This is a genomic window from Streptomyces sp. NPDC007856 (assembly GCF_042868225.1).
Lineage (GTDB): Bacteria > Actinomycetota > Actinomycetes > Streptomycetales > Streptomycetaceae > Streptomyces.
This window is the reverse complement of sequence record NZ_JBIAEC010000011.1, coordinates 90,504-115,898: the sequence shown is the minus strand read 5'-3', so window position 1 is coordinate 115,898 and position 25,395 is coordinate 90,504. Positions and strand designations below refer to the sequence as shown.

25 protein-coding genes and 3 pseudogenes are annotated in these 25,395 nt (G+C 73.4%); 11 read left to right on the top strand and 17 right to left on the bottom strand.

Features of this window, described 5'->3' with window-relative positions; translation table 11 throughout:
- Positions 1-8 precede the first annotated feature (8 nt).
- The 3 genes from ACFYOH_RS25510 to hypA are packed head-to-tail and all read left to right on the top strand — an operon-like array spanning position 9 to position 788.
- A complete protein-coding gene (locus ACFYOH_RS25510; RefSeq protein WP_388629586.1) occupies positions 9-215 on the top strand; it encodes a hypothetical protein in 207 nt (68 codons plus the stop codon).
- Positions 216-247: 32 nt separating this feature from the next.
- Positions 248-424 carry a hypothetical protein gene (locus tag ACFYOH_RS25505; RefSeq protein WP_388629583.1) on the top strand — a complete coding sequence of 59 codons (177 nt, stop codon included), beginning with the start codon at positions 248-250 and terminating at the stop codon, positions 422-424.
- 7 nt (positions 425-431) lie between these two features.
- Complete coding sequence (gene hypA, locus ACFYOH_RS25500; RefSeq protein ID WP_388629581.1) at positions 432-788, top strand: hydrogenase maturation nickel metallochaperone HypA; 357 nt, start codon at positions 432-434, stop codon at positions 786-788.
- Between the two features lie 41 nt (positions 789-829).
- On the opposite strand, the gene hypE is transcribed toward hypA, so the two are convergent.
- The 9 genes from hypE to ACFYOH_RS25455 all read right to left on the bottom strand — a co-directional run bounded on the left by hypE (position 830) and on the right by ACFYOH_RS25455 (position 9,851).
- Positions 830-1,903: a hydrogenase expression/formation protein HypE gene (hypE, locus tag ACFYOH_RS25495; RefSeq protein WP_388629578.1), complete on the bottom strand. Its 1,074-nt coding sequence runs from the start codon at positions 1,901-1,903 to the stop codon at positions 830-832.
- Positions 1,896-3,011, bottom strand: coding sequence for a hydrogenase formation protein HypD (gene hypD / locus ACFYOH_RS25490; protein ID WP_388629575.1), 1,116 nt, complete (start codon positions 3,009-3,011; stop codon positions 1,896-1,898). Before hypD ends, hypE begins: the two co-directional genes overlap by 8 nt.
- On the bottom strand, positions 3,008-3,298 hold the full coding sequence (locus tag ACFYOH_RS25485) for a HypC/HybG/HupF family hydrogenase formation chaperone (RefSeq protein ID WP_388629573.1): 291 nt from the start codon (positions 3,296-3,298) through the stop codon (positions 3,008-3,010). The genes hypD and ACFYOH_RS25485 overlap by 4 nt, the downstream gene beginning before the upstream one ends.
- 3 nt (positions 3,299-3,301) lie before the next feature.
- The gene (gene hypF / locus ACFYOH_RS25480; RefSeq protein ID WP_388629570.1) at positions 3,302-5,647 is read right to left on the bottom strand and encodes a carbamoyltransferase HypF; all 2,346 of its coding nucleotides are present in this window, start codon (positions 5,645-5,647) and stop codon (positions 3,302-3,304) included.
- Complete coding sequence (gene hypB / locus ACFYOH_RS25475; protein WP_388629567.1) at positions 5,644-6,366, bottom strand: hydrogenase nickel incorporation protein HypB; 723 nt, start codon at positions 6,364-6,366, stop codon at positions 5,644-5,646. Before hypB ends, hypF begins: the two co-directional genes overlap by 4 nt.
- Before the next feature lie 67 nt (positions 6,367-6,433).
- A complete protein-coding gene (locus ACFYOH_RS25470) occupies positions 6,434-7,000 on the bottom strand; it encodes a hydrogenase maturation protease (protein WP_388629564.1) in 567 nt (188 codons plus the stop codon).
- A complete protein-coding gene (locus tag ACFYOH_RS25465) occupies positions 6,997-8,706 on the bottom strand; it encodes an enoyl-CoA hydratase-related protein (RefSeq protein WP_388629561.1) in 1,710 nt (569 codons plus the stop codon). Before ACFYOH_RS25465 ends, ACFYOH_RS25470 begins: the two co-directional genes overlap by 4 nt.
- Before the next feature lie 66 nt (positions 8,707-8,772).
- A complete protein-coding gene (locus tag ACFYOH_RS25460; RefSeq protein ID WP_388629558.1) occupies positions 8,773-9,141 on the bottom strand; it encodes a low affinity iron permease family protein in 369 nt (122 codons plus the stop codon).
- 179 nt (positions 9,142-9,320) lie between these two features.
- The gene (locus tag ACFYOH_RS25455; protein WP_388629555.1) at positions 9,321-9,851 is read right to left on the bottom strand and encodes a hypothetical protein; all 531 of its coding nucleotides are present in this window, start codon (positions 9,849-9,851) and stop codon (positions 9,321-9,323) included.
- 733 nt (positions 9,852-10,584) lie between these two features.
- On the opposite strand from ACFYOH_RS25455, the gene ACFYOH_RS25450 reads away from it, so the two are divergent.
- From ACFYOH_RS25450 to ACFYOH_RS25440, 3 genes are all read left to right on the top strand, one after another.
- Positions 10,585-11,028: a DUF2267 domain-containing protein gene (locus ACFYOH_RS25450; RefSeq protein WP_388629553.1), complete on the top strand. Its 444-nt coding sequence runs from the start codon at positions 10,585-10,587 to the stop codon at positions 11,026-11,028.
- 192 nt (positions 11,029-11,220) lie between these two features.
- Positions 11,221-11,589 (top strand): ANTAR domain-containing protein, encoded by a 369-nt coding sequence (locus ACFYOH_RS25445; protein WP_388629551.1) that lies wholly within the window; start codon positions 11,221-11,223, stop codon positions 11,587-11,589.
- Between the two features lie 1,027 nt (positions 11,590-12,616).
- Complete coding sequence (locus tag ACFYOH_RS25440) at positions 12,617-13,786, top strand: AI-2E family transporter (protein ID WP_388629549.1); 1,170 nt, start codon at positions 12,617-12,619, stop codon at positions 13,784-13,786.
- 84 nt (positions 13,787-13,870) lie between these two features.
- Here the strand turns inward: ACFYOH_RS25440 and ACFYOH_RS25435 are convergent.
- Positions 13,871-14,387: pseudogene (locus ACFYOH_RS25435) on the bottom strand (TetR/AcrR family transcriptional regulator).
- Between ACFYOH_RS25435 and ACFYOH_RS25430 the strand changes: the two are divergent.
- Both ACFYOH_RS25430 and ACFYOH_RS25425 read left to right on the top strand, forming a co-directional pair.
- Positions 14,361-14,651, top strand: a pseudogene (locus tag ACFYOH_RS25430) (FAD-dependent oxidoreductase); the annotation flags it as partial. The pseudogenes ACFYOH_RS25435 and ACFYOH_RS25430 overlap by 27 nt on opposite strands.
- A gap of 141 nt (positions 14,652-14,792) precedes the next feature.
- Positions 14,793-15,941: an aromatic acid exporter family protein gene (locus ACFYOH_RS25425; RefSeq protein WP_388629547.1), complete on the top strand. Its 1,149-nt coding sequence runs from the start codon at positions 14,793-14,795 to the stop codon at positions 15,939-15,941.
- Positions 15,942-15,996: 55 nt separating this feature from the next.
- On the opposite strand, the gene ACFYOH_RS25420 is transcribed toward ACFYOH_RS25425, so the two are convergent.
- Together ACFYOH_RS25420 and ACFYOH_RS25415 are read right to left on the bottom strand one after the other, a co-directional pair.
- The gene (locus ACFYOH_RS25420) at positions 15,997-16,791 is read right to left on the bottom strand and encodes an SDR family NAD(P)-dependent oxidoreductase (RefSeq protein WP_388629544.1); all 795 of its coding nucleotides are present in this window, start codon (positions 16,789-16,791) and stop codon (positions 15,997-15,999) included.
- A gap of 33 nt (positions 16,792-16,824) precedes the next feature.
- Positions 16,825-17,346: a molybdenum cofactor biosysynthesis protein gene (locus ACFYOH_RS25415; RefSeq protein WP_388629541.1), complete on the bottom strand. Its 522-nt coding sequence runs from the start codon at positions 17,344-17,346 to the stop codon at positions 16,825-16,827.
- A 141-nt stretch (positions 17,347-17,487) separates the two neighbouring features.
- Here ACFYOH_RS25415 and ACFYOH_RS25410 point away from each other — a divergent pair, with 141 nt between their 5' ends.
- Together ACFYOH_RS25410 and ACFYOH_RS25405 are read left to right on the top strand one after the other, a co-directional pair.
- Positions 17,488-18,111: a LysE family translocator gene (locus ACFYOH_RS25410; RefSeq protein ID WP_388629538.1), complete on the top strand. Its 624-nt coding sequence runs from the start codon at positions 17,488-17,490 to the stop codon at positions 18,109-18,111.
- Between the two features lie 102 nt (positions 18,112-18,213).
- Positions 18,214-18,306: pseudogene (locus tag ACFYOH_RS25405) on the top strand.
- Positions 18,307-18,343: 37 nt separating this feature from the next.
- On the opposite strand, the gene ACFYOH_RS25400 reads toward ACFYOH_RS25405, so the two are convergent.
- The 4 genes from ACFYOH_RS25400 to ACFYOH_RS25385 form a co-directional block, all read right to left on the bottom strand.
- Positions 18,344-19,189, bottom strand: coding sequence for a lysozyme (locus ACFYOH_RS25400; protein WP_388629536.1), 846 nt, complete (start codon positions 19,187-19,189; stop codon positions 18,344-18,346).
- Between the two features lie 150 nt (positions 19,190-19,339).
- A complete protein-coding gene (locus tag ACFYOH_RS25395) occupies positions 19,340-21,196 on the bottom strand; it encodes a M1 family aminopeptidase (protein WP_388629533.1) in 1,857 nt (618 codons plus the stop codon).
- A gap of 221 nt (positions 21,197-21,417) precedes the next feature.
- A complete protein-coding gene (locus tag ACFYOH_RS25390) occupies positions 21,418-22,074 on the bottom strand; it encodes a 1,4-alpha-glucan branching protein (RefSeq protein ID WP_388629530.1) in 657 nt (218 codons plus the stop codon).
- 204 nt (positions 22,075-22,278) lie between these two features.
- A complete protein-coding gene (locus ACFYOH_RS25385) occupies positions 22,279-22,608 on the bottom strand; it encodes a hypothetical protein (protein ID WP_388629527.1) in 330 nt (109 codons plus the stop codon).
- A 147-nt stretch (positions 22,609-22,755) separates the two neighbouring features.
- On the opposite strand from ACFYOH_RS25385, the gene ACFYOH_RS25380 reads away from it, so the two are divergent.
- Positions 22,756-23,673 (top strand): SGNH/GDSL hydrolase family protein, encoded by a 918-nt coding sequence (locus ACFYOH_RS25380; RefSeq protein WP_388629524.1) that lies wholly within the window; start codon positions 22,756-22,758, stop codon positions 23,671-23,673.
- A gap of 60 nt (positions 23,674-23,733) precedes the next feature.
- Here the strand turns inward: ACFYOH_RS25380 and pgm are convergent, their stop codons facing one another.
- Positions 23,734-25,374, bottom strand: coding sequence for a phosphoglucomutase (alpha-D-glucose-1,6-bisphosphate-dependent) (pgm, locus tag ACFYOH_RS25375; RefSeq protein ID WP_388629521.1), 1,641 nt, complete (start codon positions 25,372-25,374; stop codon positions 23,734-23,736).
- Positions 25,375-25,395: the final 21 nt, after the last annotated feature.

The following is a 25,395-nucleotide window of genomic DNA, read 5'->3' as shown; positions in this document are numbered from 1 at the left end:
GAACCGACATGGGCAGCATCCGAGTGGGCCGCGCCCAGGCGAAGCCCGACACCCCGAGCCATGTGCCCGGACTGCACCAGGGCAACAAGGGCCCGTACAAGCACCAGCCCGGACACCACACGGACGGCAGCTCCGACGCGCGCCGCTCCACCGGTATCCACTGGAAACGGCATGACGCCCTGGTGAAGGACATGCCGAACATCTCGCCGGGATGAGACAGCAGGAAGAGACTGCCATGGAGGTTGGCATGAAAAGAAGGACCGCACGGGCCGGGATGTCCGGACGTCAGCTGCTCGTCGTGCAGGCGGCCATGGTCGGTGGCCTGGCCGTGACCCTGTTCGTCAAGGAACTCCCCGGGATCGTACGTGAGTTGCGCATCTACCGGATGACCGGTGGGCTGCGGGCCAACCGCCGGTACCCCTGAGCCGGCCGTGCACGAGCTGTCGATCGCGACCGCGATCGTGGAGCAGGCCGGCGAACTCGCCCGGGCGGACGGCGCGGACGCCGTCTCGGCGGTGACCGTCCGCGTGGGCGAGCTGGCGGGCGTCGTGCCGGACGCGCTCCACTTCGCCTTCGAGGTGGCCCGGGAGGGTACGGCGCTCGCCACGGCCGAACTGGTCGTCGAGCAGGTCACCGCGCACGCCTACTGCGCGCCCTGCGCCGAGGAGTTCGCGGTGGGCATGCCGCCGTTCTTCTGGTGCCCGCGCTGCGACCGGCCCTCGCAGGAGCTGCGCAGCGGTCGGGAGCTGGAGATCACGGGGGTCGAGCCGGTCCCGGCCCCGCGCTGACGGCGGGGCCGGGGGGCCGGTCGCGCACCCGTGTCCGGCGGTCAGCAGATGCGGGGCAACTGCTCCCCTAGCGGCAGGTCCACCACCCGGGTGCCGCCTAGACCGGTGGCGACGACGACCATGCCCGGGTGCTCCGCCACGCACTCGCCGATGCGGGCGGCGCCGGCGCCCTGCGGGTGTGCCCGCATCGCGGCCAGCACTGCCTCCGCGTGTTCCGGGGGCACGAAGGCGACCAGGCGGCCCTCGTTGGCGACGTACAGCGGATCCAGGCCGAGGAAGCCACAGGCGTTCGCGACCTCCTCCGGGACCGGGATGGAACGGTCCCGCAGCCGGACGCCGGTGCCGGAGGCGCGGGCGATCTCGTTCAGGGAGGCGCCGAGGCCGCCCCGGGTGGGGTCGCGCAGGACGTGGATGTCCCGCGTGACCGCCAGCATGGCCGCCACGAGGTCCGCCAGGGGCGCGGTGTCCGAGGCGATCTCCACGCCGAACTCCAGCCCCTCCCGCACGCTCATGATGGCCACGCCGTGCAGGCCGATCGGGCCGCTGACGATCACGGCGTCGCCGGGCCGGGCGCGCTGCGGGCGGATGTCGACGCCGTCGGGGACGAGGCCGACGCCGGCGGTGGTGACGTAGACGCCGTCGCCGTGTCCCGACTCCACCACCTTGGTGTCGCCGGTGGCGACGGTGACGCCCGCGGCCTTCGCCGCCGCGCCGATGGCCCGCGCGACCCGGCCGACGACGTCCAGTTCCACGCCCTCCTCCAGCACGAAGGCCGTGGACAGATAGGCGGGCCGGGCGCCGCTCATCGCCAGGTCGTTGACCGTGCCGTTGACGGCGAGGTCGCCGAGGCTGCCGCCGGGGAAGAACAACGGCCGTACGACGTAGGAGTCGGTGGAGAAGGCCACCCGGGCGCCGCCCAGGTCGAGGACGGCCGAGTCGGTGAGGGCGGCCAGGGTGGGGTTGCCGTAGGCGGGGGCGAAGACCTGCTCGATCAGCTCGGCGGACAGGGCGCCGCCCCCGCCGTGCCCCATGACGACGACCGGCTGGTCACGCAGGGGTGCGGGGCAGGTCCAGTTCGCGGGGTCGACCGCCGCTTCGGTGGTCAGGTCAGCCAACGGGGCTCATCTCCTCCGGGGCGTTCATCCGGCGGTACAGGTAGTAGGCCGCGCAGGCGCCCTCGCTGGAGACCATGGTGGCGCCGAGCGGGGTGCGCGGGGTGCAGGCCTTCCCGAACGCCTCGCACTCGGTGGGCTTGATCAGCCCCTGCAGCACCTCGCCGGCGCGGCACACGGCGGGCTCCTCGGTGCGGATGCCGGTGACGTCGAAGCGGTGTTCGGCGTCGTAGGCGCGGTAGGCGTCGGACAGCCGCCAGCCGCTGGCGGGGATGCGTCCGATGCCGCGCCAGTTGCGGTCGGTGACCTCGAAGACCTCTTCCAGCATGCGCAGGGCCGCCGGGTTGCCCTGCTCGCGCACGGCGCGCGGGTAGGCGTTCTCCACCCGGTGCTCGCCGCGCTCCAGTTGGTGGACGGCGCGGCGGATGCCTTCGAGGATGTCCAGCGGCTCGAAGCCGGTGACGACGATCGGCACCCGGTGCCTGCCGGCCAGCTCCGGGTACTCGGCCGTGCCCATGACGCTGCACACGTGCCCGGCGGCGAGGAAGCCCTGCACCCGGCATTCCGGTGCGGTCATGATGGCCTCGATCGCGGGTGGGACCCGGACGTGGGAGACCAGCAGGCTGAAGTTGGCGATGCCCAGGCGGCGGGCCTGGTGGACGGCCATGGCGTTGGCCGGGGCGGTCGTCTCGAAGCCGATGGCGAAGAACACGACCTGGCGGTCCGGGTTCTTGCGGGCGACGTCGAGCGCGTCCAGCGGTGAGTACACCACGCGTACGTCACCTCCCTCGCCCTTGACCCGGAACAGGTCCCGGTCAGTGCCGGGCACGCGCAGTATGTCGCCGAAGGAACAGAAGATCACCTCGGGGCGGGCGGCGATCTCCAGCGCCTTGTCGATGACGTCGAGCGGCGTGACGCACACCGGGCAGCCGGGGCCGTGGATCAACTCGACGTCGTCCGGGAGGAGTTGGTCGATGCCGTGACGGATGATGGAGTGGGTCTGCCCGCCGCAGACCTCCATCAGCGCCCAGGGCCGGGTGACCGTGGCGCGGATCTCGTCCAGCAGCCGGCGTGCCAGCTCGGGGTCGTTGAACTCCTCGATGTACTTCACTGGGCCTCACTCCCGCTCTCCTGCCGGGCCGCCTGTTCCCAGGCGTCCCCGAACTCCTCGTCCAGCAGCCCCAGTTGCCGGAACAGCTCCAGGGACGCCCGCGCCGACTCCTCGTCCAGGCGCTGCAGGGCGAAGCCGACGTGGACGATGACGTACTCCCCCACCCGGACATCGGGCAGGTACTCCAGGCACGCCTGTTTGCGCACTCCGCCGAAGTCGATCAGCCCGGTCAGGGGGTCGGCGCTCCGGTCGATGGACACGACCTTGCCGGGCACTGCCAGACACATGGGTCACTCCGTCTCGTGGTGGGTTGCTGTGCCCGCGACCATGAGCTGACCGAGCGCCAGCCCTCCGTCGTTCGGGGGGACTTCGCCGTGCCGGAGGACCGTGAATCCGTCCCCGGTCAGCAGCGCGGTGCACTCCTCCTCCAGCAGGGCGTTGGCGAAGACGCCCCCGGTGAGGGCGACCGTGGCCGGCCCGGACGCGGCGCGGGCACGGTGACAGATCTCGGCGACGGCCCGTGCGACGCCCCGGTGGAAGCGGGCCGCGAGGACCGGTGCGGGGATGCCGCGCCGCCGGTCCTCCAGGAGTGCGCGCAGCATCGGCGCCGGATCGATCTCCCGCTGCCGGGCGAAGGCGAAGGGGTACGCCACCGAGTCCGCGTCCCTGGCCTCGGTCGCCGCCGCCTCCAGCTCCATCGCGGCCTGTGCCTCGTACCCCGCCCGGTGGCACACCCCCGCCAGGGACGACACCGCGTCGAACAGCCGCCCCATGCTGGACGTCGGCACACAGGCCAGCCCGCGTTCCAACTGCCGCTCCAGCGTGGCGAGTTCCACCTCCGAGCAGGCGGTGACGCTCGGCAGGTCCGGGGCCCAGGGCAGCCCGGCCGCCCACAACCGGGCCAGCGCCAGCCGGCAGGGATTGGCCACACCGGCGTCTCCGCCCGGCAGCGGGGCGGGGGCGAGGTGGGCGAAGCGCCGGTAGCCGGTGTAGTCGGCGAGCAGGATCTCGCCGCCCCACACGGTGCCGTCGTCGCCGTACCCGGTACCGTCGAAGGCGACTCCGATCACCGGCACGGTGCCGTCCAGCCCGTGCTCGGCCATCGCGGAGGCGATGTGGGCGTGATGGTGCTGGACCAGCCGCAGGGCGCCGTCCGCCAGTCGGGAGGCGCGGCGGCGGGCCCGGCGGGTCGAGTGGTAGCCGGGGTGCCGGTCGGCCGCGACCAGGGCCGGGGTGACGCCGGTCAGGCGGGTCAGGTGCCGCTCGGCGCGCTCGGCCGCCTCCAGCGTGGCCAGCTCGCCCATGTCGCCGATGTGCGGCCCGAACCACGCGTGGTCGCCCTCGCCCAGGCACAGGACGTTCTTCAGGTCGCCGCCGACAGCGAGCGTGGGGCGGACCGGGACCGGGAGGCGCACCGGCCGCGGGACATGACCGCGGGAACGCCTGAGGAGCTGTTCGGTGCCGTCGGCGCGCACCCGCAGCAGGGAGTCGTCGCACGGCGAGGCGATGGGCCGGTCGTGGGCGAGCCAGGCGTCGGCCAGTCCGGCGAGCCTGGTCAGGGCCTCGGCGTCGTCGGTGACGATGGGTTCGCCGGAGCGGTTGCCGCTGGTCATCACCAGCACCCGGGGGCCGGGCGGATCGCCGGGCAGGCCGAACAGCAGGGTGTGGACCGGGGTGTAGGGCAGCATCACGCCCACGTACGGGCTGCCCGGGCAGACCTGTCCGGCGAGACGGAGGCCGTCCGGCGCGGTGCGCCTGCGGAGCAGGACGATGGGGCGCCGGGCGCCGGTCAGCACGGCCCGTTCGGCGGCGGTGAGGACCGCGATCCGCTCGGCGGTGGCGAGGTCGGCGCACATCACCGCGAAGGCCTTGCCGCCGCGTTCCTTGCGGTCGCGCAGGGCGGCCACGGCCCGCTCGTCGGTGGCGTCGCAGGCCAGGTGGTAGCCGCCGACGCCCTTGACGGCGACGATCCGCCCGGCGGCCAGCAGCGCCCGTGCCGTGGCGAGGGCGTTCGCGTCCCGGGCCGGGCGGAGGCCGCCGAGGGCCGGGATCAGGGTGAGCCGCGGCCCGCAGTCGGGGCATGCGACGGGCTGGGCGTGGAAGCGCCGGTCGGCGGGATCGCCGTACTCGCGCGCGCAGGAGGGGCACATCGGGAAGCCGGCCATGGTCGTGGCCGCCCGGTCGTAGGGCATCCCGGTGGCGATGGTGAAGCGGGGGCCGCAGTGGGTGCAGGTGACGAACGGGTGCCGGTGCCGGCGGTCGGCCGGATCGGCCAGCTCGCGCAGGCAGTCGGCGCAGGTCGCGGTGTCGGGCGGCAGCTGGGTGCGGCCGCCGGCCCGCTCGGTGGAGCGGATGGTGAACGGTCCGGTGTCGCCGGTGGCGGGCAGGTCCTCGCCGGCGATGCCGCTCACGGTGGCCAGGGGCGGCGGCTGTTCGGCCAGCGCGGCGCAGAAGCGGTCGACCTCCTCCGCCGGGCCCTCGACCTCGACGATCACGCCGTCGCCGGTGTTGCCGACGAACCCGGCGAGGCCGAGGCCGGCGGCGAGGCGGTGCACGTACGGCCGGAAGCCGACCCCCTGCACGGTGCCGCGCACCGTGAGCCGGCGGCGGACCAGGCCGGTCGCCGGGGCCGTCATACGGTGGGGGCGGGCGCGCCGTGCTGGTGGCCGTGCGGATGCGGCGCGAGGGGTGGCCGGTGGAGGGCGCCGTCCCGGGCGGCCAGGGCGCGGTCCAGGAGGGTGCCGACACCGACGCCGGTGCGGGCACAGGACCGGACGATCTCCACGCCCGGATTGACCCGGTGCACGTTCGCCCGGAAGGCGGTCTCGTCGAAGCCGGCCGGCTCGGCGAGGTCCGTCTTGGTGATCACGACCAGGTGGGCGGAGCCGAACGCGGTCGGGTACTTCAGCGGCTTGTCCTCGCCCTCGGTGACGGCCATCAGCACGACCCGCAGGGTCTCGCCGAGGTCGTACGCGGCCGGGCAGACGAGGTTGCCGACGTTCTCCACGAAGAGCACGGAGGTGTCCGCGGGCAGCCAGCCCGCCAGTCGCGCCCGCACCTGACGGGCCTCCAGGTGGCACAGCCCGTCGGTCAGCACCTGCTGGACGGGGGCGCCGGACCGGGCGAGCCGGACGGCGTCGTTCTCGGTTGCCAGGTCCGCGGTCAGCGCCGCCACCGGCACCTCCCGCTGCACCGCGCGGGCCAGGACCCGGCCGAGGAGTTCGGTCTTGCCGCTGCCGGGGCTGGACAGCAGATTGACTACGGTCACGCCCTGCCGGGCGAGATCGCCGCGCAGCTCCGCGGCCAGGTCGTCGTTCTTCGCCAGGACTGCCTGCTTGACGTCGGACCGGCACATGGCGCTGCTCCTCGGATACGGCGGTGGAGCCCGGGGTGCGTGGCCCCGGGCTCCACCGATCTTCCGCTCAGCCGCCCGTCGTGCCGGGCAGCGCAGCCGGGCAGGGGGGCCCGGATTCCACCGGGCGGCCCAACGGGGGCGCGGGCGCGCCGGGGTCGGCGAGCAGGGCCGGGATCAGGGTGTGCAGCGCGTCCACGGCCCGGCCGACGGCTTCCCGGACCGGTGTGCTGAGACCCGGCAGGATGTCCTCGTCGCCGGTCGGCAGCAGCTCGGGCTCGCAGGCCAGGACGAGAACGCGGGGCAGGGGCTCCTCGCCGAGGTGTGCGGCGAGGGCGAGCACCTTCGCCGGGTCCATGCCGTGGGCCTCGGGCACGACGCCGCCGTCGGGCGGTTCGGCCTCGATCAGGGACAGGGTGCCCGGGTGGTGGCCGCGCCGTGCGGTGTCCACCAGCACGGCGGTGTCGTACCCGTCGAGCAGGTCGTAGGCGAGGTCCATGCCGCGGATGCCGTAGTCGTGGACCCGGACCGGCGGCGGCAACGGGCGCCGGTCGAGGGCGCGGATCACCTCGGGCCCGAAGGCGTCGTCGGCGAGGAAGATGTTGCCGACGCCCGCCACCAGCAGCCGCGGCGTCACCGGACGGCTCCGGCGGGCACGGTCAGGGGCCGGGGTGAGCCGGACGGTGTCTTGCGGACGAAGGCCGAGCGCAGAGCGTGGTAGGGGGCCTCGGGGTCGTGGAAGATGGTGTGCATCCGGGCCAGTTCGGCCTCGCGGTAGCCGGCCAGCGGGCGTTCGTGGTCGTCCGCGGCGCGGCCGGCGGCCTTGGCGGCGATCCGCGCGTCCACGAAGGGCGAGGACGCGAGTTCGGCCGCCAGCTTCCGGACCACGCCCGGGAAGTCGCCGGGCGCGGCCGGTACGAGTCGGTTCACGAGCCCGAGCCGCTCGGCGGACGCGGCGCTGACGGGCAGGGCCTCGGTGGTCAGCCGGTGGGCGGCTTCCGCGCCGACGCGACGCGGCAGGGTGTACGTCCAGAACTCCGAGCCGTACAGGCCCATGCGCCGGTAGTGCGGATTGAGGACGACGCCGGTGCGGCACCACACCTCGTCGGCGGCGAGGGCGAGCATGGCGCCGCCGGCCGCCGCGTTGCCCGCGAGCGCGGCCACGACCAGCCGGTCGGTGGTGCGCAGCACGGCCTCGACCAGGTCGTCCATGGCGTTGAGGTTGATCCACGACTCCTGGGCCGGGTCGGGGGCCGCCTCGATGACGTTCAGGTGGATGCCGTTGGAGAAGAAGTCGCGGTCCCCGCCGAGCACGAGGACGCGGGTGGGCCGGGAGAGCGCGTGCTCGTAGGCGGCGAGCAGCCGGCGGCACTGGTCGGTGCTCATCGCGCCGCCCGGGAAGGAGAAGCCGAGGAAGCCGATGTCGCCGCGCTGCCGGTAGCGGATGTCGGCCAAGGTCCGGCGGTCGGTCGGCAGTTCCAACGGGACGGCGGCCTCCGGGAGTTCGAGGGAGGGCTCCCAAGCGGCGAGCACGGAGACGGCGGGACGGCGGAAGGGCGCGGGGTCGCCGGAGTTCCTGCGGGGGCGGAGTTCCGGGATCCAGACCGCGCCGTCGCGGGTGGCCCGGCAGACGGCGCCCGCCCGCCGCGCGAGGAGTTCGCCGGGGCGGCCGCGCAGCCGGTCCTCGGGGTGCCCGCCGTGCAGGAACACCTCCCGGCCGAGGAGTTCGTCCAGGACGCCCGGCTGCGAGTCGGCACCGCGGAGTTTGCACAGGACCGTTTCGGTGTCGTCCCGCTCCCAGTCGATGCGCCGCCGCTCCTGCCGGAACGTGTCGCGCCAGACCACGCGGACCGTGTCGTCGGTCTGCGGCCGGGGTTTGTGGGCGCCTTCGGCGTAGCGCCGTACGGCGGTGAGGACGGCGGCGACGGCGGCGTCGGAGGCCTCGTTGCGGTACAGGTCGCTCTTGCCGACGGGCGGCACCGGGAAGGGCTCCGCCGCCCAGATCGCGCCCGCGTCCATCGCCGCCTCGGCCTGCAGGACCGTCACGCCCCACTCCCGCGCCCCCTCGGCGATGGCCCAGTCCAGCGAGGACGGGCCACGGTCACCGGGCGGCCCCGGATGCACGATCAGGCAGGTGTGTTCGCGCCACACGTCCTCGGGCAGCGCCGACCTGAGCATCGGCGCGATGACCAGTTCCGGCCGCAGTTCCCGGAGCGCGGCCCGCACCGGGTCGGTGCCCTGTGCGGCGAGGACGACGTCCACACGGTGCCCGTGATCCGTCAGTTCGGCGTACACGCGCTGGGTGAGGCTGTTGAACGCGCTGGCGACCAGCAAAATGTCCATGACATGGCATAGTTGCGCTTCTGAGTGAAGTCGTGAAGCACCGCCGCGCCGTTTCGTCCGCCTCGGTCAGGTCTCTTCCTCCATCCGGATAGCGTTCCGAAGCTCCTCGAAAGCCTGGCTACGGTCGCCCTCGTGGGCCTCCAGCAGCGCGGCGGCGATCGCGTCGAGCTTGCGCTGGATCGCGTGTTCGGCCCGCATCTCGGCGTTCTTCAGCAGGGCGAGGAGCAGCAGGGTGACCGCGGTCATGGACTCGCCTGCCAGTAGGAGCAGTTCGAGCCGCAGATGCGCTACGTGCGCGGCGACGAAGAAGCCGACGAGGAGCAGGCAGAACAGGAAGAACACCGGTGAGCTGGTGAAGTTGGAGGCGTACTCCGCGAACTGCTCGAACCGGCCGCGTCCTGTCCCGCCGCGGTGCACGGGGTTCTCGAAGGTCATGGCCGAACCTCACCTCGCGGCGCTCGGGACATGGGCCGCCATGCCGGCGACTGGCACGCGCATCGGCCTCGCCTCCCTGCCGTCGCCCGGAGCCGGCCGCCCGCCGGCAGACCACGGATCAGGTTCGCAGTACCCCTAAGAGGGCATACGACACCGGGCCGGTCCCGCGGATCGCGGGCTCAGGCGGCGAGGGTACGGCCCGGTCCGAGCCGGTCCAGGAGCTGGTCGAGGTGGAGCTCGGCCACGGGGGCGAGGAGGTCGGGGTGCCGCAGCAGTGCGGCGGCGCGCCGGTCACCGTCGTCCGGTGCGAGCAGGCGCCGGAACTCGGCCGGCGAGCCCGGGCTGTACTCGCCCTCGGCGAGTGCCGCTACGGCCAGGCCGGCCAGCTCGGGATAGGTGAGCAGACCCGCCGCCCAGCTGGCCACGACCTCGTCCACCCAGGTCCGCCAGGCCCAGTCGTCATCCGCGTCCTCCTCGCCGGTGCGCTCGGCACCCGTGATCCAGTCCAGACGGGCGGCGCCACCGGGGCCGGCCATCATGACCAGCGCCGCGTCGATCCCGGTCGGGTAGCGCAGCCACGCGGCGACGCTCACCGCCTGCCGGGCCTGCGCCTCGCACAGCGCGGAGGCGAGCGCGCCGCCGCTCGGCGGATAGGCGGCCGTCAGCCAGCGCGCCGTCGCCGCGATGAGGGGGGACAGATCAGTGGGCACAGCCGGACCGTCCGGGATGCGAGGGGAAACAGGGGCTCGACGCAACGGTAGCCCGGCACCGGTCGTCTCAGGGCGCGCATGCGAACCAGATCATATGTGGCATCGCCCACGCCGACCCGCCCTGGCCGGGTGTCCCCCCGGGCCCCGGGGCCACGCGCTGCCGGCCCGGGAAAGGATCACGAGCTGTCCGCGGGCGCCGTTCACCCGCCGTGCGTACGCGGGCGAGGCCGGCCGGGGCGTCGACGAACCGCGGAGCGACGGTATCCGGCGGGCCGCCGCACCCCGGCTCACCGGCCCGGTCTGCGGGGCCTCGGCGGGCTGACAGGTCGCGGACCGGCTGCTGCACGCCTGGACGTGGACACAGCGGACCGCCGAGAGCCGAGCCGGCGGCGCGGGCGGACGGCCGTACCCGCTATGCGTCCTCCGCGGCCGCGCTCACCGCCACGTCCAGCACACCCTCGTCCTGGAGCAGCTCCGACGCCGGCCCCGTCGGATCCTGGGCGCCGGGCCGCGTCGTCCGTGCGGCCGGGCAGCCGTCCGCCGTGCACGCCTACCCCGCGACGGGACGCGACTCCACCGGGCCGGGTACCGGCGGCGGCGACCGGGTACTCGGCCGACTGCCACGGGAGGCCCGGCCGGCAGCGGTGGCGGCGCCGCCGGCCGGGGGCTGCTGCCCGGCCCGCGGTGGGCAGGTATCGCACCGTCAGGACTTCGTGAGGAAGGAACCGGCCTCATGCAGCACGACGAGATGATCGGAAAGGTGCAGGCGCTGGCCCAACTGCCGGACCGGGGTTCGGCAGAACGGGCCGCACACGCCGTCGTGAGCACGCTGTCGGAGCGGCTGCCGTCCGGGCTGGCCCGGCATGTGGCCGCACAGCTGCCGCCGGACATGGCGGCGGCGATGCGGGAGGCGGCCGACGCGTCGGCCGGGGCCGACTCCGGTGTGTCGGGCGAGCGGTTCGGGCTGACCGTCTTCGCCGGACGCGTCGCCGACCGCGCGGGCACCGACGAGGACACGGCACTGCGGGAGGCCGCCGCCGTGATGGAGGTGCTCGACGCCGCACTGGCCCCGGAGCTGACCGAGCGGATGGCGGGCGCCCTGCCCCGGGACATTCGTGACCTGCTGCCGGTGGGCCGGGCGGCCGAGGGCGCCGGCCGCACCGGCGAGGAAGGGTGAACGCGCGTCGGCAGGGCCGGGATCCGGCGCACCGGAGCGGCACAGCGGGGCGGGGCCGGTGCACGGCCGATCATGTCCTGCGGCACGGCCCGCGCGGAGTGACGGTGCCGCGGGCGGCTGGTTGAATTGGTGTGCAAGGGCCCGTCGAGGGCAGACGTGGCAATGACGCTTCCCACTCCGCAAAGGTGCTCCATGGCCTTCTTCGCTCTCTCCCGGCAGCGGCCGCTGGTTCTGCTCTCCTCGACCGAGCTCGCGGCGGAGAACGACCGGCTGGCGACCGAGAACGAGCAGTTGCAGCACGCGGTGTCCTCGCACGCCGTGATCGACCAGGCCATCGGAGCCGTGGTCGTCGTCGGGCAGATCGCCCCGGAAGAGGCCTGGCGGGCGCTGCGGGACGTCTCCCAGCGCACCAACACCAAACTGCGGACGGTCGCCGAGCACATCCTGGACTACGCCCAGGGCGGCGCGCTCCCCGAACCGGAGCGGATCGAGCTGGGCAGGGCGATCGTCCGCTACCGGCGGTGCGCCGACCCGGACGAGGGCACGTCGACGGCCCGGTGAGAGCCGGCCCGCAGGAGATCAGCGAGGGCCCGCCTTATACGGCGGTGCCGGTGGGGCCTGGTGCGGCGGGTCGTCGGGGGATGCAGGATCCACCGGTCCTCGACCTGGTCGAGACCGAAGAGCAGGAGGGTGAGGACGGGGAGCAGCAGTACGGCGATACTGATCACTGGAGGATCCCCTCTGCCGACGACTCTCCCCGGGTGCCCCGCGCCGACCTGGCCACTCGCGGCGGTTGTGAAGGTCCTGTGAGCACGTCCGCCGAGCTCGCCCGGCTGGAGGCGGCCATTGCCGGCCGGCTCCCGTCACATCCGCCGGCCGGCTTCCGTCAGTACAGCGCAAGCGCGGAGCGGACCTCCTCCGTAACGGCCCGCACCGCCCGCCGGCTCGCCACCGCCTCGTACCGCCGCCGCGCGCTCACCCTCGGGCGGCAATCTCCAGCCGTGGCCCGTCCATGTGCTCACCGGTGCCCCGCCGGCCGAGCTGAAGAAGCGCACCGGCGAGCGTGCGGCTGCCGGTGACCCCGGCGACGAGCGGCAGTGCCGGATGTATCCACCGGAGCCGAAGTCCCCCTACCGGGAGCGGCGGTCCGCGGCGGCCGCGCTGCGTCTCGGGGCGCTCGGATCCGGCCCGGGGACGCGGAGGCCCGCCGGGCGGCCGTCGCCGCGAACTGGCGCTGTTCGGAGCACCGTGCCTCCTGCTGTGCCACGTCGACCTGGACATGGGCGCCGCGCAGTGGGCCGATCTCGGGACGCATCTGCAGACGGTGAGGAGCTGATCCTTTTCGCGGGTGCGTCGATCGGCTTCGCGGCTCCGTCGGCGCCGTTCGCGCCGATCGGCCGGGCGCCGCTCGGGGAGACCGTCACGTTTCCCGGCGACGCGTAGGGCGACGCAGATCCGGCCGTCAAACGTCCCCGTCCGGGGGGAATGCGCGCGCGGACGCGTTGCGCGCGCCCCGCTCGCGAGTCGCGCTTACGGTTCTTCCAAGTGACCGACCGTCATCAGGGGTGACGGAGAGGAGCCGGTAGCGGTGGTGGGCGATGCGCGCCGGCGGGCGGCCGGGCCGGACGGCAGGCGCCGCAGGGGGCGGGTGCTGGGCAGCCGACCGGCGTACACCGTGCGGCTTCCGGCCGTCCCGCGCACCGAGCCGGTGCCGGCGGCCGAGCGGACGTTGCCGTGGCTGCGGGTCGGGGCGGCCTACGCCTGGCGGCTCATCCTCATCGGGGTCGTCGTCTACGGCGTCTTCAGCATCCTCGGCAGCTTCCAGCTCGTCGCCGTGGCCCTGTTCCTCGCGCTGGTCGTGACCTCCGTCCTGCGCCCGCTGACAGACCTGCTGAACCGGGCGCTGCCGCGGCCGCTGAGCGTCGCCGTGGCGCTGCTGGGCAGCATCCTGCTGCTGCTGACTCTGCTCGCCCTGGTGGGCAACGCCGTGGCGGGTGAGTCGGCCAGGCTGACGGGTGAGTTCCGGAGCGGCGTGCACCGCATCGAGCAGTGGCTCCAGCGGCCGCCGTTCCGGCTGAGCCCGCGCCGGCTGTCCGAGCTGGAGAACCAGGTGACGCACTATCTGTCCGCCCACCGGTCCAGCCTGCTCAGCCGTGCCGTCAGCGGGCTGAGCCGGGTGGTGGAAGTGGTCACCGGGGGCGCGCTCGCGCTGTTCGCCTCGGTGTTCTTCATCCACTCCGGCGAACGTCTGTGGCGCTGGATGCGCGACCAGCTGCTGCCGATCGGCGCCCGCCCGGCGTGGGACCGGGCGGGCTGGGCCGCCTGGCGGGCCTTCGCCGGGTACACGCGCGGCATCATCATCGTGGCCGCGACCAACGCCGTGCTCGTCGGTGTCGCACTGCTCGTGCTGCGTGTGCCGCTCGCGCTGCCGCTGACGCTGCTGGAGTTCTTCGCCGCGTTCGTGCCGCTGGTGGGCTCACCGGTCGCGCTCGCCGTCGCGACCGTCGTCGCACTGGCCGGGCGGGGACCACTGACCGCTCTGGCCGTGCTGGCACTGATCGTCGTGATCGGCCAGCTGGAGGGACATGTGCTGCATCCGCTGGTGATGAGCTGGGCGGTACGGCTGCATCCGCTCGTCGTCGCGGTGTCGGTGATCGCCGGCAGCATCGTCGCAGGGGTGATCGGTGCCGTGGTGGCCGTGCCGCTGGTGTCGGTGGTCTGGGCGGTGCTGCGCGCCCTGCGAGCGGTGCCGCCGTGACCCCGGCCACCATCGACCACCGTGGACGCGGGGGGGACATGTCCGAGCACGGTTCCACCACCGACGCCGCCGTCCCCGTACCGCTCAGCGCAGGGCCGCGGGCACCAGGCCGCGGATCTCCTCCTCCGACACGCTCCCGCCGTTCACCAGCCGGTCGAAGACCAGGCCGTCCACGCAGGTCAGCAGCGTCACCGTCCGCTCCTCCGGGTCGGCCACGTCCTGCGCGGCGAGAAAGTCGCACAACGCCTGCCGGGCCAGGTTCTCGCGCGGCACCAGGACCTCGCGCAGTTCGGGATGGCGCGCGCTCTCGACGGCGCACGCGTAGCGGGCCAGGGAGCGCCCGCGCCCGTCCCCGGTGAGCCTCGCGACCGTGAAGGCGGCGAGCCCCGCCACCACTTCCCCGGCGGTCCGCAACGGCGGCGTCCTCGCCCCGATCTCCTGCAGCTCGGCCTGGTCGAGCGCCACCAGGCGCCGCCAGCGCGGTGAGCAGGGCCTGGCGGGTGCGATAGTAGGCGGACGTGGTGCCGGGCGGCAGCTGTGCCGCCCGGTCCACCGCCCGATGGGTCAGCCCCCGCCGAATCTCGGCCAGGGCGCCTGTCAGGTCCTGGAGGACGCGGCCACGCTGGCCGCCGCGCTCGCCACGGAGCCCTCGGTCGCCTCGGCGCCGGCCCGCTACGACGCCGAGCGCCGCCCGCGCTCGCAGGCGGTGGCCCGCGCGGCCCGGCAGGCGGGCCGGATGGGCCAGCGGCTGTCCCATCCGCCGGCAGTGGCCCTGCGCAACACCGCTTTGCGGGTCACCCCGTCCCGGGTGGCGATGTGGGCGATCCTCCGGCACGCCGACTGGCCGCCGCCCGGCCCGGGCTGACCTCGGCGCGGGGTGCGTGGTCCCTCGTCGGCCCTCGCGTTCCGCCGGCCGCACTGCGTAGGGGGTGGGCCCCTGGTCACCCGGAGAGGTATGCGACGTGGGCGGACGATGCGCGGCCGTGTCCGGGGTGGCACCCGCGGCATGCGAATGACGTGGCAGGCGCTGTGGTGCGATGCGGCGGCCGCGGTGCGCGGTGCGGCACGGGCCTGGGCCGGACCGTGCCGGGAGCGCGATCTGGCCGCCCAGGCGGCGAAGGCGGCGCTGGCCGCATGGCTGGCCTGGGCGGTGGCGGGCTGGTGGCTGCACGCTCCGATGGCGTTCGTCGCGCCGTGGGTGGCGGTGGTCCTGGTGGAGTCGACCGTGTACCGGTCGATCGCGCACGGGCTGCAGCAGCTCGCGGCGATCGCGGCCGGCACCGTCGTGGCCACCGCGGTGGCGCTGCCGCTGCGCGACACGATGGCCGCGATGGCCGTCGTCCTGCCCCTCGCGATGCTGCTCGGCCAGTGGCGGCGCCTGGGCAGCCAGGGCATCTACGCGGCCACCGGCGCCCTCTTCGTCCTGACCGGCGGATCCGTCACCGTCGCCACCTCCGCGGCCCGGCTCGCCGAGGCCCTGTTCGGGGCCGTGGTCGGCATCGCCGTCAACGCGCTGGTGCGGCCGCCGCTGTACCTGCGGGACAGCCGGGCCGTGCTGAAGGACGCCACCGAGGAGGCCCACGACATCCTGCTGGCCGTCGCCGAGGAGCTGGCGGAGGGACGCTGGGACGCCGAGGAGGCCGGCGCCCGGCACGAGCGGGCCCTGCGGCTGCACCGGCTCGTGGAACAGGCCCGCTCCTCGGTCGAGTGGGGCCGGGAGAGCCTGCGCGGCAACCTGCGCCGCCGCCGCATCGGTCAGGGGCCACCGCCCGGCAAGGGGTACGACGACGCCCTCCTGGTGCTGGACTACGCGGCCGTGCACAGGGCGGGCGTGACCCGCACGGTGCTGGAGGCCGCCACCGAGGACCTCGCCGCACCCCGGCCGCACCACGAACTCGCGTACCGCTACGCACAGTTCCTGCGCCACACGGCACACGCGCTGCGGCTCTACAGCCACAGCCGGTTCGGCGACGAGTCCGACGAGCACGAGGACGAGCTGCGCCCGGCCGTGGCGCGGTTGCGCGCGACGCTGGACGATCTGCGCCGGGACCTGGTCCGTGCCACGAGGGACGACCCGGACGAGGTCGCGACATACGGCGCCCTGCTCGCCCAGGCCCACCGGCTGGCCGATCAGCTGGTCGTCTCGGGTACCTGACCTGGCCCCGGCACCAAGCTGCGGAACACCGGGCCGGGTGGGCGCGCGGGGGCGGTCACACCGTCTTGACCTGGCCGCCGTCGATGGTGAACTCGGCTCCCGTGATGTTGCCCGCCAGCGGGGAGGCGAGGAAGAGAGCCAGGTCGGCGACTTCGTGCGGTTCGGTGACCCGCCCGGTGGAGATGCCCATGCTCTGCGGCACGACGACATCGATGGCTTCCTGCGCGCTGGTGCCGGCCTGGGCCGCCGTGGCCTCGGCGAAGCCGCCCGGCGCGGTCCAGAACGGAGTGCGAACCGGCCCCGGGGCGATCGCGTTGACCCGGACGCCCCGCGGTGCGAACTCCTCGGACAGCGACTTGGTCAGGCTGGTCAGCGCGGCCTTCGCCGCCGAGTAGTCCACAACGGCGGGGAAGGGCAGGCGCGCGTTGATGGAGCTGATGTTGACGATGGCACCGCCGTCCGCGGCCAGCAGGTGGGGAAGCGCCTCGCGGCTGGTGCGGACCGCGCTGAACAGGGTCAGATCGAAGATCCGTTGCCATTCTGCGTCGTCGATGTCCAGGAAGCTCGGCCGGGGCGTCGCGGCGCCCAGGTTGTTGACCAGGATGTCGACCCTGCCGTACTGCTCCACCGCGAGCCGGACGAGTGTGTGGGGCCCGTCCGCGGTGGCCAGGTCGACCGGGACGGCGGTGGCGCCGTACTTCTCGTGCAGCCCTTCGAGTTCCGGGGTGACACTTCGGCTGCCGGCGACGACGTGTACGCCCTCACGGGCGAAGGCGTCGGCGATGGCGAGACCGATGCCCTTGCTCGCTCCCGTGACGACAGCGACCTCGTCCTTGAGCTGGAGGTCCATGGACTCACGGTAGGCGGTTCCGGCATCGCCGGCTCAGCGAGCGGGGCTGCCTGGGCGGGATCCCTCCTCGCGCACCCAGAACAGCGCCGGGCCCACGGTGAGGGTGCCGTCGGTCAACGGCCGGCAGCGCACTCCCCCGCCACCACGCAGCGCGCGCTGCGCACCGGCGCCGAGGGTGGCGTCCATCCAGGCGCAGGGCCTGGCCGCGCTGTACACCGCGAGTTGCACGGGGCCGGTGCCGCAGTCGAGGAAGACGGTCGCGCCGATGCAGGCGTCGATGTCGACCCCGCGCAGCAGGACGTTGCGCCGGGTGCGCAGCAGGTCCGCCGGGTGGGGACCCGGCTGCGGAAGCCGTTCGACGGCCATGAGGGTGATCGAGGCGTTGCGGTGGGCGGGCCGGTTGAAGTACCGGTCGCCGACGAGCCCCAGCCCGGCGCGCACCTCGGCCGTCGTCACCAGTTCCGCGGAGGGCAGTTCGGGCACCCCGCCGCCCGGCCGGCCCGCGAGCCGGTGCACCGGGGAGACCAGCAGTTGAAGGATTTCGACCTGGAGCACACCGCGAGCCTACGACGGCGACGACGCGCGCCCGCGCTCAGCCGGCCCTCCGCATGGCCCCGCCTGACCCTGCGTTACCTTCTAGCACCGGGCGCGTGACGGGGTCTTGTGCCGCCGGCCGGGCTTGGTGATGCTGCGGCAATGCCGACTTCCTTCGTCGCGTTCATCGGCGCGGCCTTCCTCATCGCCATGGTGCCGGGGCCGAGCACCGTCGTCATCCTGCGCCGGGCGGTGGTGAACGGCCGGAGGACCGGCATGGCCACCGTCATGGGGAACGAGTGCGGGGTCCTGCTGTGGGGCCTGGCCGCCGCCTTCGGCCTCTCGGCGCTGCTGCTCGCCTCGCGGGTCGCCTACGACGTGACGCGGCTGACCGGGGCCGTCGTGCTGGTGGTGATGGGAGCGCGCGCCCTCTGGCAGGCGCGGCGGGACCGCGCCGAGCACGAGCGGTCGGCGGAGTCGGCCGAGGTGTCGCTGCGGCGGGCGTACGGGCAGGGGCTGGTCGCCAACTTCGTCAATCCCAAGGCGGGTGTGTTCGCCGTGTCCTTCCTGCCGCAGTTCGTGCCGCCCGGAGCCCCCGTCCTGCCGGTGCTGCTCGCCTTCGCGGTGATCTGGGTGGTGGTCGACCTCGTCTGGTACGTGCCGCTGGTCTGGCTGGCCGGGCGCGTGGGCGGCGTTCTGCGGCGACCGGCCGTCCGGCGCCGGATGGAGCAGATCTCCGGGGTCGTCCTGGTCGGGCTGGGGGTGCGGCTGGCCATGGAGTCCTGAGGCGGCACCGGGAGCTGCGTAGCCCGGCATGTCAGTGTGGTGTCAGCACCCGATGGCACCGTAGTACTCGTGAACGGCACGGGAGACCGGAGCCGGACACGAGGAGAGGTGCCCGGAGTGGCTTATCGGGGACCAATGAGCGCGTCTCACGGTCGGGCCTCACGGCCCGCGCAGGTTCGAATCCTGCCCTCTCCGCCGGACCTTCCCCGTGCCGGGCACCCCCGGCACGGGGTCAGCCGGTCGCGAAGCTCTTCAGCCGGTCCGTCGAGCCGTTGAACCGGTCGTGGTCGCCGACGGTCTTGCCGGAAGAGGTGTACTGCCACATGGTGTACGACGACCAGCCCGACGGCAGCGTCCCGGCGCTCGAGGCATAGCGGGCGATCCACAGCGGGTGGTCGCCGAACCCGGAGTAGTCACCGGTGCACTCGGTCCACCAGTTGGTCGCCGTGTAGATGACGGCGTTCCGGCCGGTGCGGGACTTGTAGCGGTTCAGGAAGTCGCGGATCCAGCCGACCATCTGGCTCTTGGACTTGCCGTAGCAGTCGTCGCCGTACGGGTTCCACTCGATGTCGAGCGCGCCCGGCAGGGTCTTGCCGTCAGCGGACCAGCCGCCGCCGTGTGCCAGGAAGTAGTCGGCCTGCGTGGCGCCGCCGGACGAGTCCGGTGTGGCGAAGTGGTATGCCCCGCGGACCATGCCCACGCTGTACGGGCCGTCGTACTGCTGGGCGAAGTCGGGGTTGGTGTAGGACGACCCCTCTGTGGCCTTCGTGTACGCCCATGTGGTGCCGTCGCTCCACAGGGTCGGCCAGTCGACGGCACCCTCGTAGCTGGCGACGTCCACGCCTTCGGCCTGGCTCGCGCGGCTGGTGGTGGGCGGGACGTCGGCGCCGAAGGCGCGTCCGTCGTGGGCGAGGACGCCCATGCCCATGTACGCGCTGCCGCGCGGGGGAATGCCCGGGGACGAGTCCGGCCGGGCCATGGGGCTGGACAGGGTGAGGAGGAGGCCGGTCAGGGCGCCCGTGACGACGAGGCGTGAGCGGCTGGGCTGCAGGGATATGGAGGTTCGCACGGAACCCATCTGACCCGGTGCCGGTCGGTATCGCACTCCGGATACCGCCCAACGAAGCCATCCTGGGCCGAGCTTGGGCCGTATGGGTGGCCCCCGGGTGGCGTACGGGCCGGTCGTGGGAGTCTCCGGAGGGGCGTCCCACGACCGGCCCGCGCCCGGTCAGCCGTCGATGCGGTGCTGGGTCCAGAAGGAGGTGAGGTCGGTGCTGGTGGCTGCCTGGGCGGCGGCCTTGAACTCGGCCGTGGTCGACACGCCGTACCAGTGGGCGGTCGCGTAGTCCTTCAGCAGCTTGGCCATGGCGGAGTCACCGAGGACGCGCCGCAGGTCGTGCAGGGCGCATTTGCCATAGCCGTAGACGACGGTGGAATAGCGGGAGGAGTGCGCGTCCCAGTAGGCCATGGAGTTGGTGATCTTCTCGGCGCTGGAGGCCCAGGAGACGCTGTTCCAGCAGTTGGTGCCGGTCTTGCCGAGGGCGAGGTCGGTGGCGTAGTCGGTGAACGCCTCGTCCAGCCAGGGGCTGTTGTACTCGTCGTCGCCGACGATGCCGTACCACCACTGGTGGCCGATCTCGTGGGTGAGGGCGGTGGAGCTGACCACGTCCAGGACGAACCCCGGGTACTCCATTCCGCCGAACCAGTAGTTGTTGTCGAGCACGGCGTCCAGCTCGCCGTAGGGGTAGGCGCCGAAGCGGGCCGCGTGCGCGTCCACGGCGCTCTTGGCGGTGCTGAGCATGGACTGGGCGCTGGAGGAGCTGATGCCGGACGCGGAGTAGACGTTCACCGCGACGCCGGCCGCCGAGGTACCGGAGATCTTGCTGAAGGGGCCGGCGGCCCAGGCGAAGTCACGGACCTTCGACGCCGTCGCCGTCGTCACCGTACGGCCGCTCGAGCCGGGTGTGTCGGTGGAGGTGCCGGTGGCCGGGACCAGCAGGCCGCTGGGGTGGTCCAGGGTCACCTTGAAGTCGGCGGCCAGGGAGTAGAAGGACTCGCCGTTGTCCGTGTACGGGTCGAGGTGCCAGCCGGCGCCGTCGCGGACCGCGAGGACGGGCAGGGCGTTGCCGATGAAGCTGTAGGCGCCGTCGTGGCCGAACCGGTCGGCGCCGCTGGGCACGGTGATGCCGAGGTCGAAGCCGATGATGGCGCTCTGGCCCTGGGCGAGCGGGGCCGGCAGGTCGATCCTGAGCGCGGTGCAGTCCACGGAGGGCGCGCCCGCGGTAGCGCCGGTCACGTTGGTGACGCGGATCGGCATGGCGTCACAGGTGCCGTGGTAGTTGTCCCACAGCCTCAGATAGACCTCGTTCAGGGCGGTGGCGGAGGCGTTGGCGAAGGTCACGCTCTCGTGCCCGGTCCAGACGCTGCCGCTCGTGTCGCTGCTGAGGTTCACCGTGTACGAGGGCGAGGCCGGGGTGCGCGTGGAGTCGCCCGGAGGTGGCGCGGAGCCGCCGGAGGTGTCGAGCGCGATGTCATCGAGGACGAAGCTCGTCTGGAGGCTGGAGTCCTCGGTCCCGGTGAAGGAGAGAGTGACGGTCTGCCCGGCGTAGGCCGAGACGTCGATCGACTTCTGGACGTACCCGGTGTTCTCGTCGAGGTTCGAGTAGGTGGCCAGCGCCGTGTTGCCGATCTTGGCCGTGAGCTTGTCGTACGCGACGGAGGAGGTCGTCTCGTCCGTGTCGATGTGCAGCCAGAAGGTGAGGGTGGCCGCGTCACACCCGGAGGGGATGGTGACACTCTGGCTGAGGGTGTCGGTATGGGTGCTGCCGACTCCGTCCAGCCAGGCGTAGGAACTGCCGCCGTGGGCGGTCTCGCCTGAGCGGCTGGTGATGACGGTGGAGGAGGACGTCGACCAGGGCGATGTCCCGCTCTCGAAGCCGCTGTTGCCGACGACCTGCGCCGGAGTGCAGGCGGCGGGTACCGCGGCCGGCCGGGCCGCGGCGGGCGTGCCGGGGAGCACGAGGGCGGTCACCACGGCGACGGTGAGCGCACCGGTGCCGAGGACCTTGTGGGGGGTCGATCTCACACGCTACTCCTTTGCGGCGGCCGGGATTCCCGGCCTGCTCGATGGCCGCCGGCCGGCTGGGGTTCGCCGGGGCGGCCGCTGACGGGGCTTGCGCGATCGCTGCATCGAGAGGTGCGGCGCGCCCTCATGGGGTCAGGGCGCGGGATGCCGGACTTTCGAGAGAGTGCCAGATTTGACCGGACCATGCCAGGTGGGGTGCGGCGCTTCGTGGGGAGGTTCGGTCAGTCGGTGCGCAGCGTCACGAAGACCGCCGTCAGTGCGGTGCCCTGCGGGTCCTGCCAGCCGCGCGCCACATGGCCGACCGCTCCCTCGGGGCACAGCGGCGGGTTCTCGGGGGTGGGGTGCAGGATCCGGTGAACGCGGAGGACCGTGTCGCGCGGCGCGGGAATGCGGGTGCCTGTCCGGTCGTCGGCCGGTTCGGGGGCGAAGCCGTCCAGCGCGAAGGGGGCGCCGGTGCAGGAGCGGATCACCTCGGGGTCGGGGGCGCCGTCGATGCTCTGGGCCTGCGCCTGGGCCCTGCCCTGGATCAGCGACAGCAACTCGGTGACCAGCACCGGGTCGTGGCAGCCGTCGTACACCCAGCGCGTGCCCAGCACACCGTGCTCCAACGTGCCCACCAGCCCGTGCTCCGCGCCTTCGAGCGGCGCGCCGCGATAGCTCAACGGGACGAGATAAGCGGTCGGTTCGGAGGTGGAGGTGTCGGTGGCCACCATGAACTCGATGCCGACCTCGCCCTCCGGGTCGTCCAGCCGGAAGCCGCCGGACTTGGTCAGCACCGGGGCGTCCGGCCCACCGCGGTACCAGGGGCGCGAGGGCAGCCAGTCGGTGAGCAGCTCGAGCTTGGTGGGCTTGAGCGTGGTGTGGTGGATGACGGACATGCCGGCAGGGCTCCTCCGTGGCGCGGATGCTGACCCGCCCCAGCTTCGCACACCGTTCACGCAGGCCACCCGCCCGCCGCTGTCAGCAGCGCCTCAACTCGGCTGCGGAGACGCACCGTCGCCACGGGCAGGCCCTCGACGGACGGTGCCGTGCGCCGGCCCAGGGGACGGACCGGGCGCGCCGCGGGGCCGCCTCCTTCTCGCTCAACAGCGGGGCTGCGTCCGGGAGCCAACGCGTCCCGACCCCCGACTCCCGCTCGACGGGGGTGGGTTCGTCGAGACGGAGGGGTAGGCGCGGCAGTCACCGACCCGGTCCGTGCCGGCGCTGCCGAGGCCCGGAGTGCGGTCGATACGACCGTGGGCGAGGGTCCAGCCGTCGACGGGGCCGGCGACGTAGACGCCCTCGCGGTAGGCGGCCGCGGTGCCCTCGGTCCAGCCGGCCTCGCGCCGACCGCCCAGTCGCAGCGCGTCGGCGACCTCCGCCACCGTGGCGCCGCGCACCGCGAGCCAGGACGTCTTGTACCCGAACCCCATGGCCTACTGCCCAACGGCGCCTGAACTCATTGCTTCCCGCTTCTGGTCCGCGAGACCTACCGGACGGTATACAGACCCAGTCGAACGCGCGAGGGCCGCTCTGCGGAGCCGGCACCGTGCGATGAACCGGCCTCAGGGGGAGGATCCATGGCGAACGGCACTGGCGCGGCGGGCGGGGCGAGAGGCCGGCGGGGAGCCGCCGTGGTGGGGGCGGCGCTGGGCGGTTGCGTCCTTGTCGCTGCCGCCACGGCACCGGCCTCCGCGCACTCCGCGGAACACGGTCGCGGCATCGACTACGTCGCCCTGGGCGACTCCTACACCTCGGGCCCCGGCATCCCGCAGCAGGTGGACGCCAACTGCGCCCGCTCCGACCACAATTACCCCTCGCTGGTCGCGGGCCGGCGTCAGGTGAGCACCTTCAAGGACGTCAGCTGTGCCGGAGCGACGACCGCCGAGATGTGGCAGGCGAAGGGCACCAACGCGCCCCAGCTCGACGCCGTGCGACGGGACACGGACCTGGTGACGGTGCAGATCGGCGGCAACGACGTCGGCTTCGGCCCGATCATCAGCACCTGCGCCCACCTGGCCGCCCAGGACCCGACGGGCAACCCCTGCGAGCGCTCGTACGAGGCGTCAGGCTACGACCAGCTGGCCCTCGCGATCGTCCAGGCCGCGCCGAAGGTCGACCGGGTGCTGCGGGCCGTGCACGCGAGGGCGCCGCACGCGCGTGTGGTCGTCGTCGGCTACCCGGACCTGCTGCCCGACGACGGCAGCAGCTGCTTCCCGCAGGTGCCGTTCGCGCAGAAGGACTTCCCCTATCTCCGGGACACCGAGAAGCGGCTGAACCTGATGCTGCGCCTGGTGGCCGGGGTGAACCGCGCCGAGTACGTGGACACTTACGGCCCCACGGTCGGGCACGACATGTGCAAGGCACCCGCGGACCGCTGGATAGAGCCGCTCCGGCCGGCCGCGCCCGCCGCCCCGGCACACCCCAACGCCAGGGGAGAGGAGGCCATGGCACAGGCGGTGCTGGACAGGCTGGAGGAGGGCCGCGCCCACGACTGATCCCCGGGGCAGGGCCGAACCCCGTGACCGGGCCGGCCCAGCCCCGCCGCCGAGGTTCCCTCAGCCGTCGAGCGCGCCCAGTACCACGGCCTGGGCCTCCTCCTGGACCCGGGCGAGGTGCTCGGGGCCGAGGAAGGACTCGGCGTAGACCTTGTACACGTCCTCGGTGCCCGAAGGGCGCGCAGCGAACCAGGCGTTCTCCGTGGTGACCTTCATACCGCCGATCGCGGCGCCGTTGCCGGGCGCCGCGGTGAGGACGCCCGTGACGGCCTCCCCGGCGAGCGTGTCGGCGGTGACCTGGGCCGGTGACAACTTGCCCAGCAGCGCCTTCTGTTCACGGGTCGCGGGAGCGTCGATGCGGGCGTAGGCCGGTTCCCCGAAGCGGGCGGTCAGGTCGGCGTAGTGCTCCGACGGGGTCCGGTCCGTGACAGCGGTGATCTCGGAGGCGAGGAGGGCCAGCAGGATGCCGTCCTTGTCGGTGGTCCACACCGAGCCGTCGCGGCGCAGGAAGGAGGCGCCGGCGGACTCCTCGCCGCCGAACCCGATGCCGCCGCCGGCCAGTCCGTCCACGAACCACTTGAACCCGACCGGAACCTCGACCAGTTGACGGCCGAGGTCGGCGGCGACCCGGTCGATCATCGTGGAGGAGACCAGCGTCTTGCCGATCCCCGCGCCGGCAGGCCACCGGTCGCGGTGCCGGTAGAGGTAGGAGATGGCGACCGCGAGGTAGTGGTTGGGGTTCATCAGGCCCGCGTCGGGGGTGACGATGCCGTGCCGGTCGGCGTCGGCGTCGTTGCCGGTGGCGATGCGGAACCGGTCGCGCTGCTCGATGAGGGAGGCCATGGCGTACGGCGAGGAGCAGTCCATGCGGATCCGGCCGTCCCAGTCCAGCGTCATGAACCGCCAGGTGGGATCGGTGTGCGGGTTGACCACCGTGAGGTCGATGCCGTGCTGTTCGGCGATGCGGCCCCAGTAGGCGACGGAGGCCCCGCCGAGCGGGTCGGCGCCGATGCGCACGCCGGATGCGCGGATCGCGTCCAGGTCCAGCACACTCGGCAGATCGCCGACGTAGGCGCCGAGGAAGTCGTACCGCCCGGTCGTCTCCGCGGCGAGCGCCCGCGCGTACGGCACCCGGCGTACGTCCTTCAGGCCGCCGGTGATGATCTCGTTGGCCCGGTCCTGGATCCATGAGGTGGCGTCGGAGGCCGCGGGGCCGCCGCTCGGCGGGTTGTACTTGAAGCCGCCGTCGGCGGGCGGGTTGTGGGAGGGGGTGACGACCACGCCGTCGGCGAGGCCGGAGCTGCGGCCGCGGTTGTGGGTGAGGATCGCGAGCGACACGGCGGGGGTGGGCGTGTAGCCGTCGGCGCTGTCGATGAGCACGGTGACGCCGTTGGCGGCGAACACCTCCAGCGCGGTGACCTTCGCGGGCTCGGACAGGGCGTGGGTGTCGGCGCCGAGGAACAGGGGACCGTCCGTTCCCTGGTCCGCGCGGTACTCGCAGATGGCCTGGCTGGTGGCGGCGATGTGGTCCTCGTTGAAGGCGGTCGCCAGGGACGAGCCCCGGTGCCCGGAGGTGCCGAACGCCACCCGCTGTACCGGGTCGGCCGGGTCCGGGTGCAGTGCGTAGTACGCCGTGACCAGCCGGGCCACGTCCACAAGGTCCTCGGGGCCGGCCGGCCGGCCGGCTCGCTCGTGCGGCATGAGTCCGTTCCTCCGAGTCGT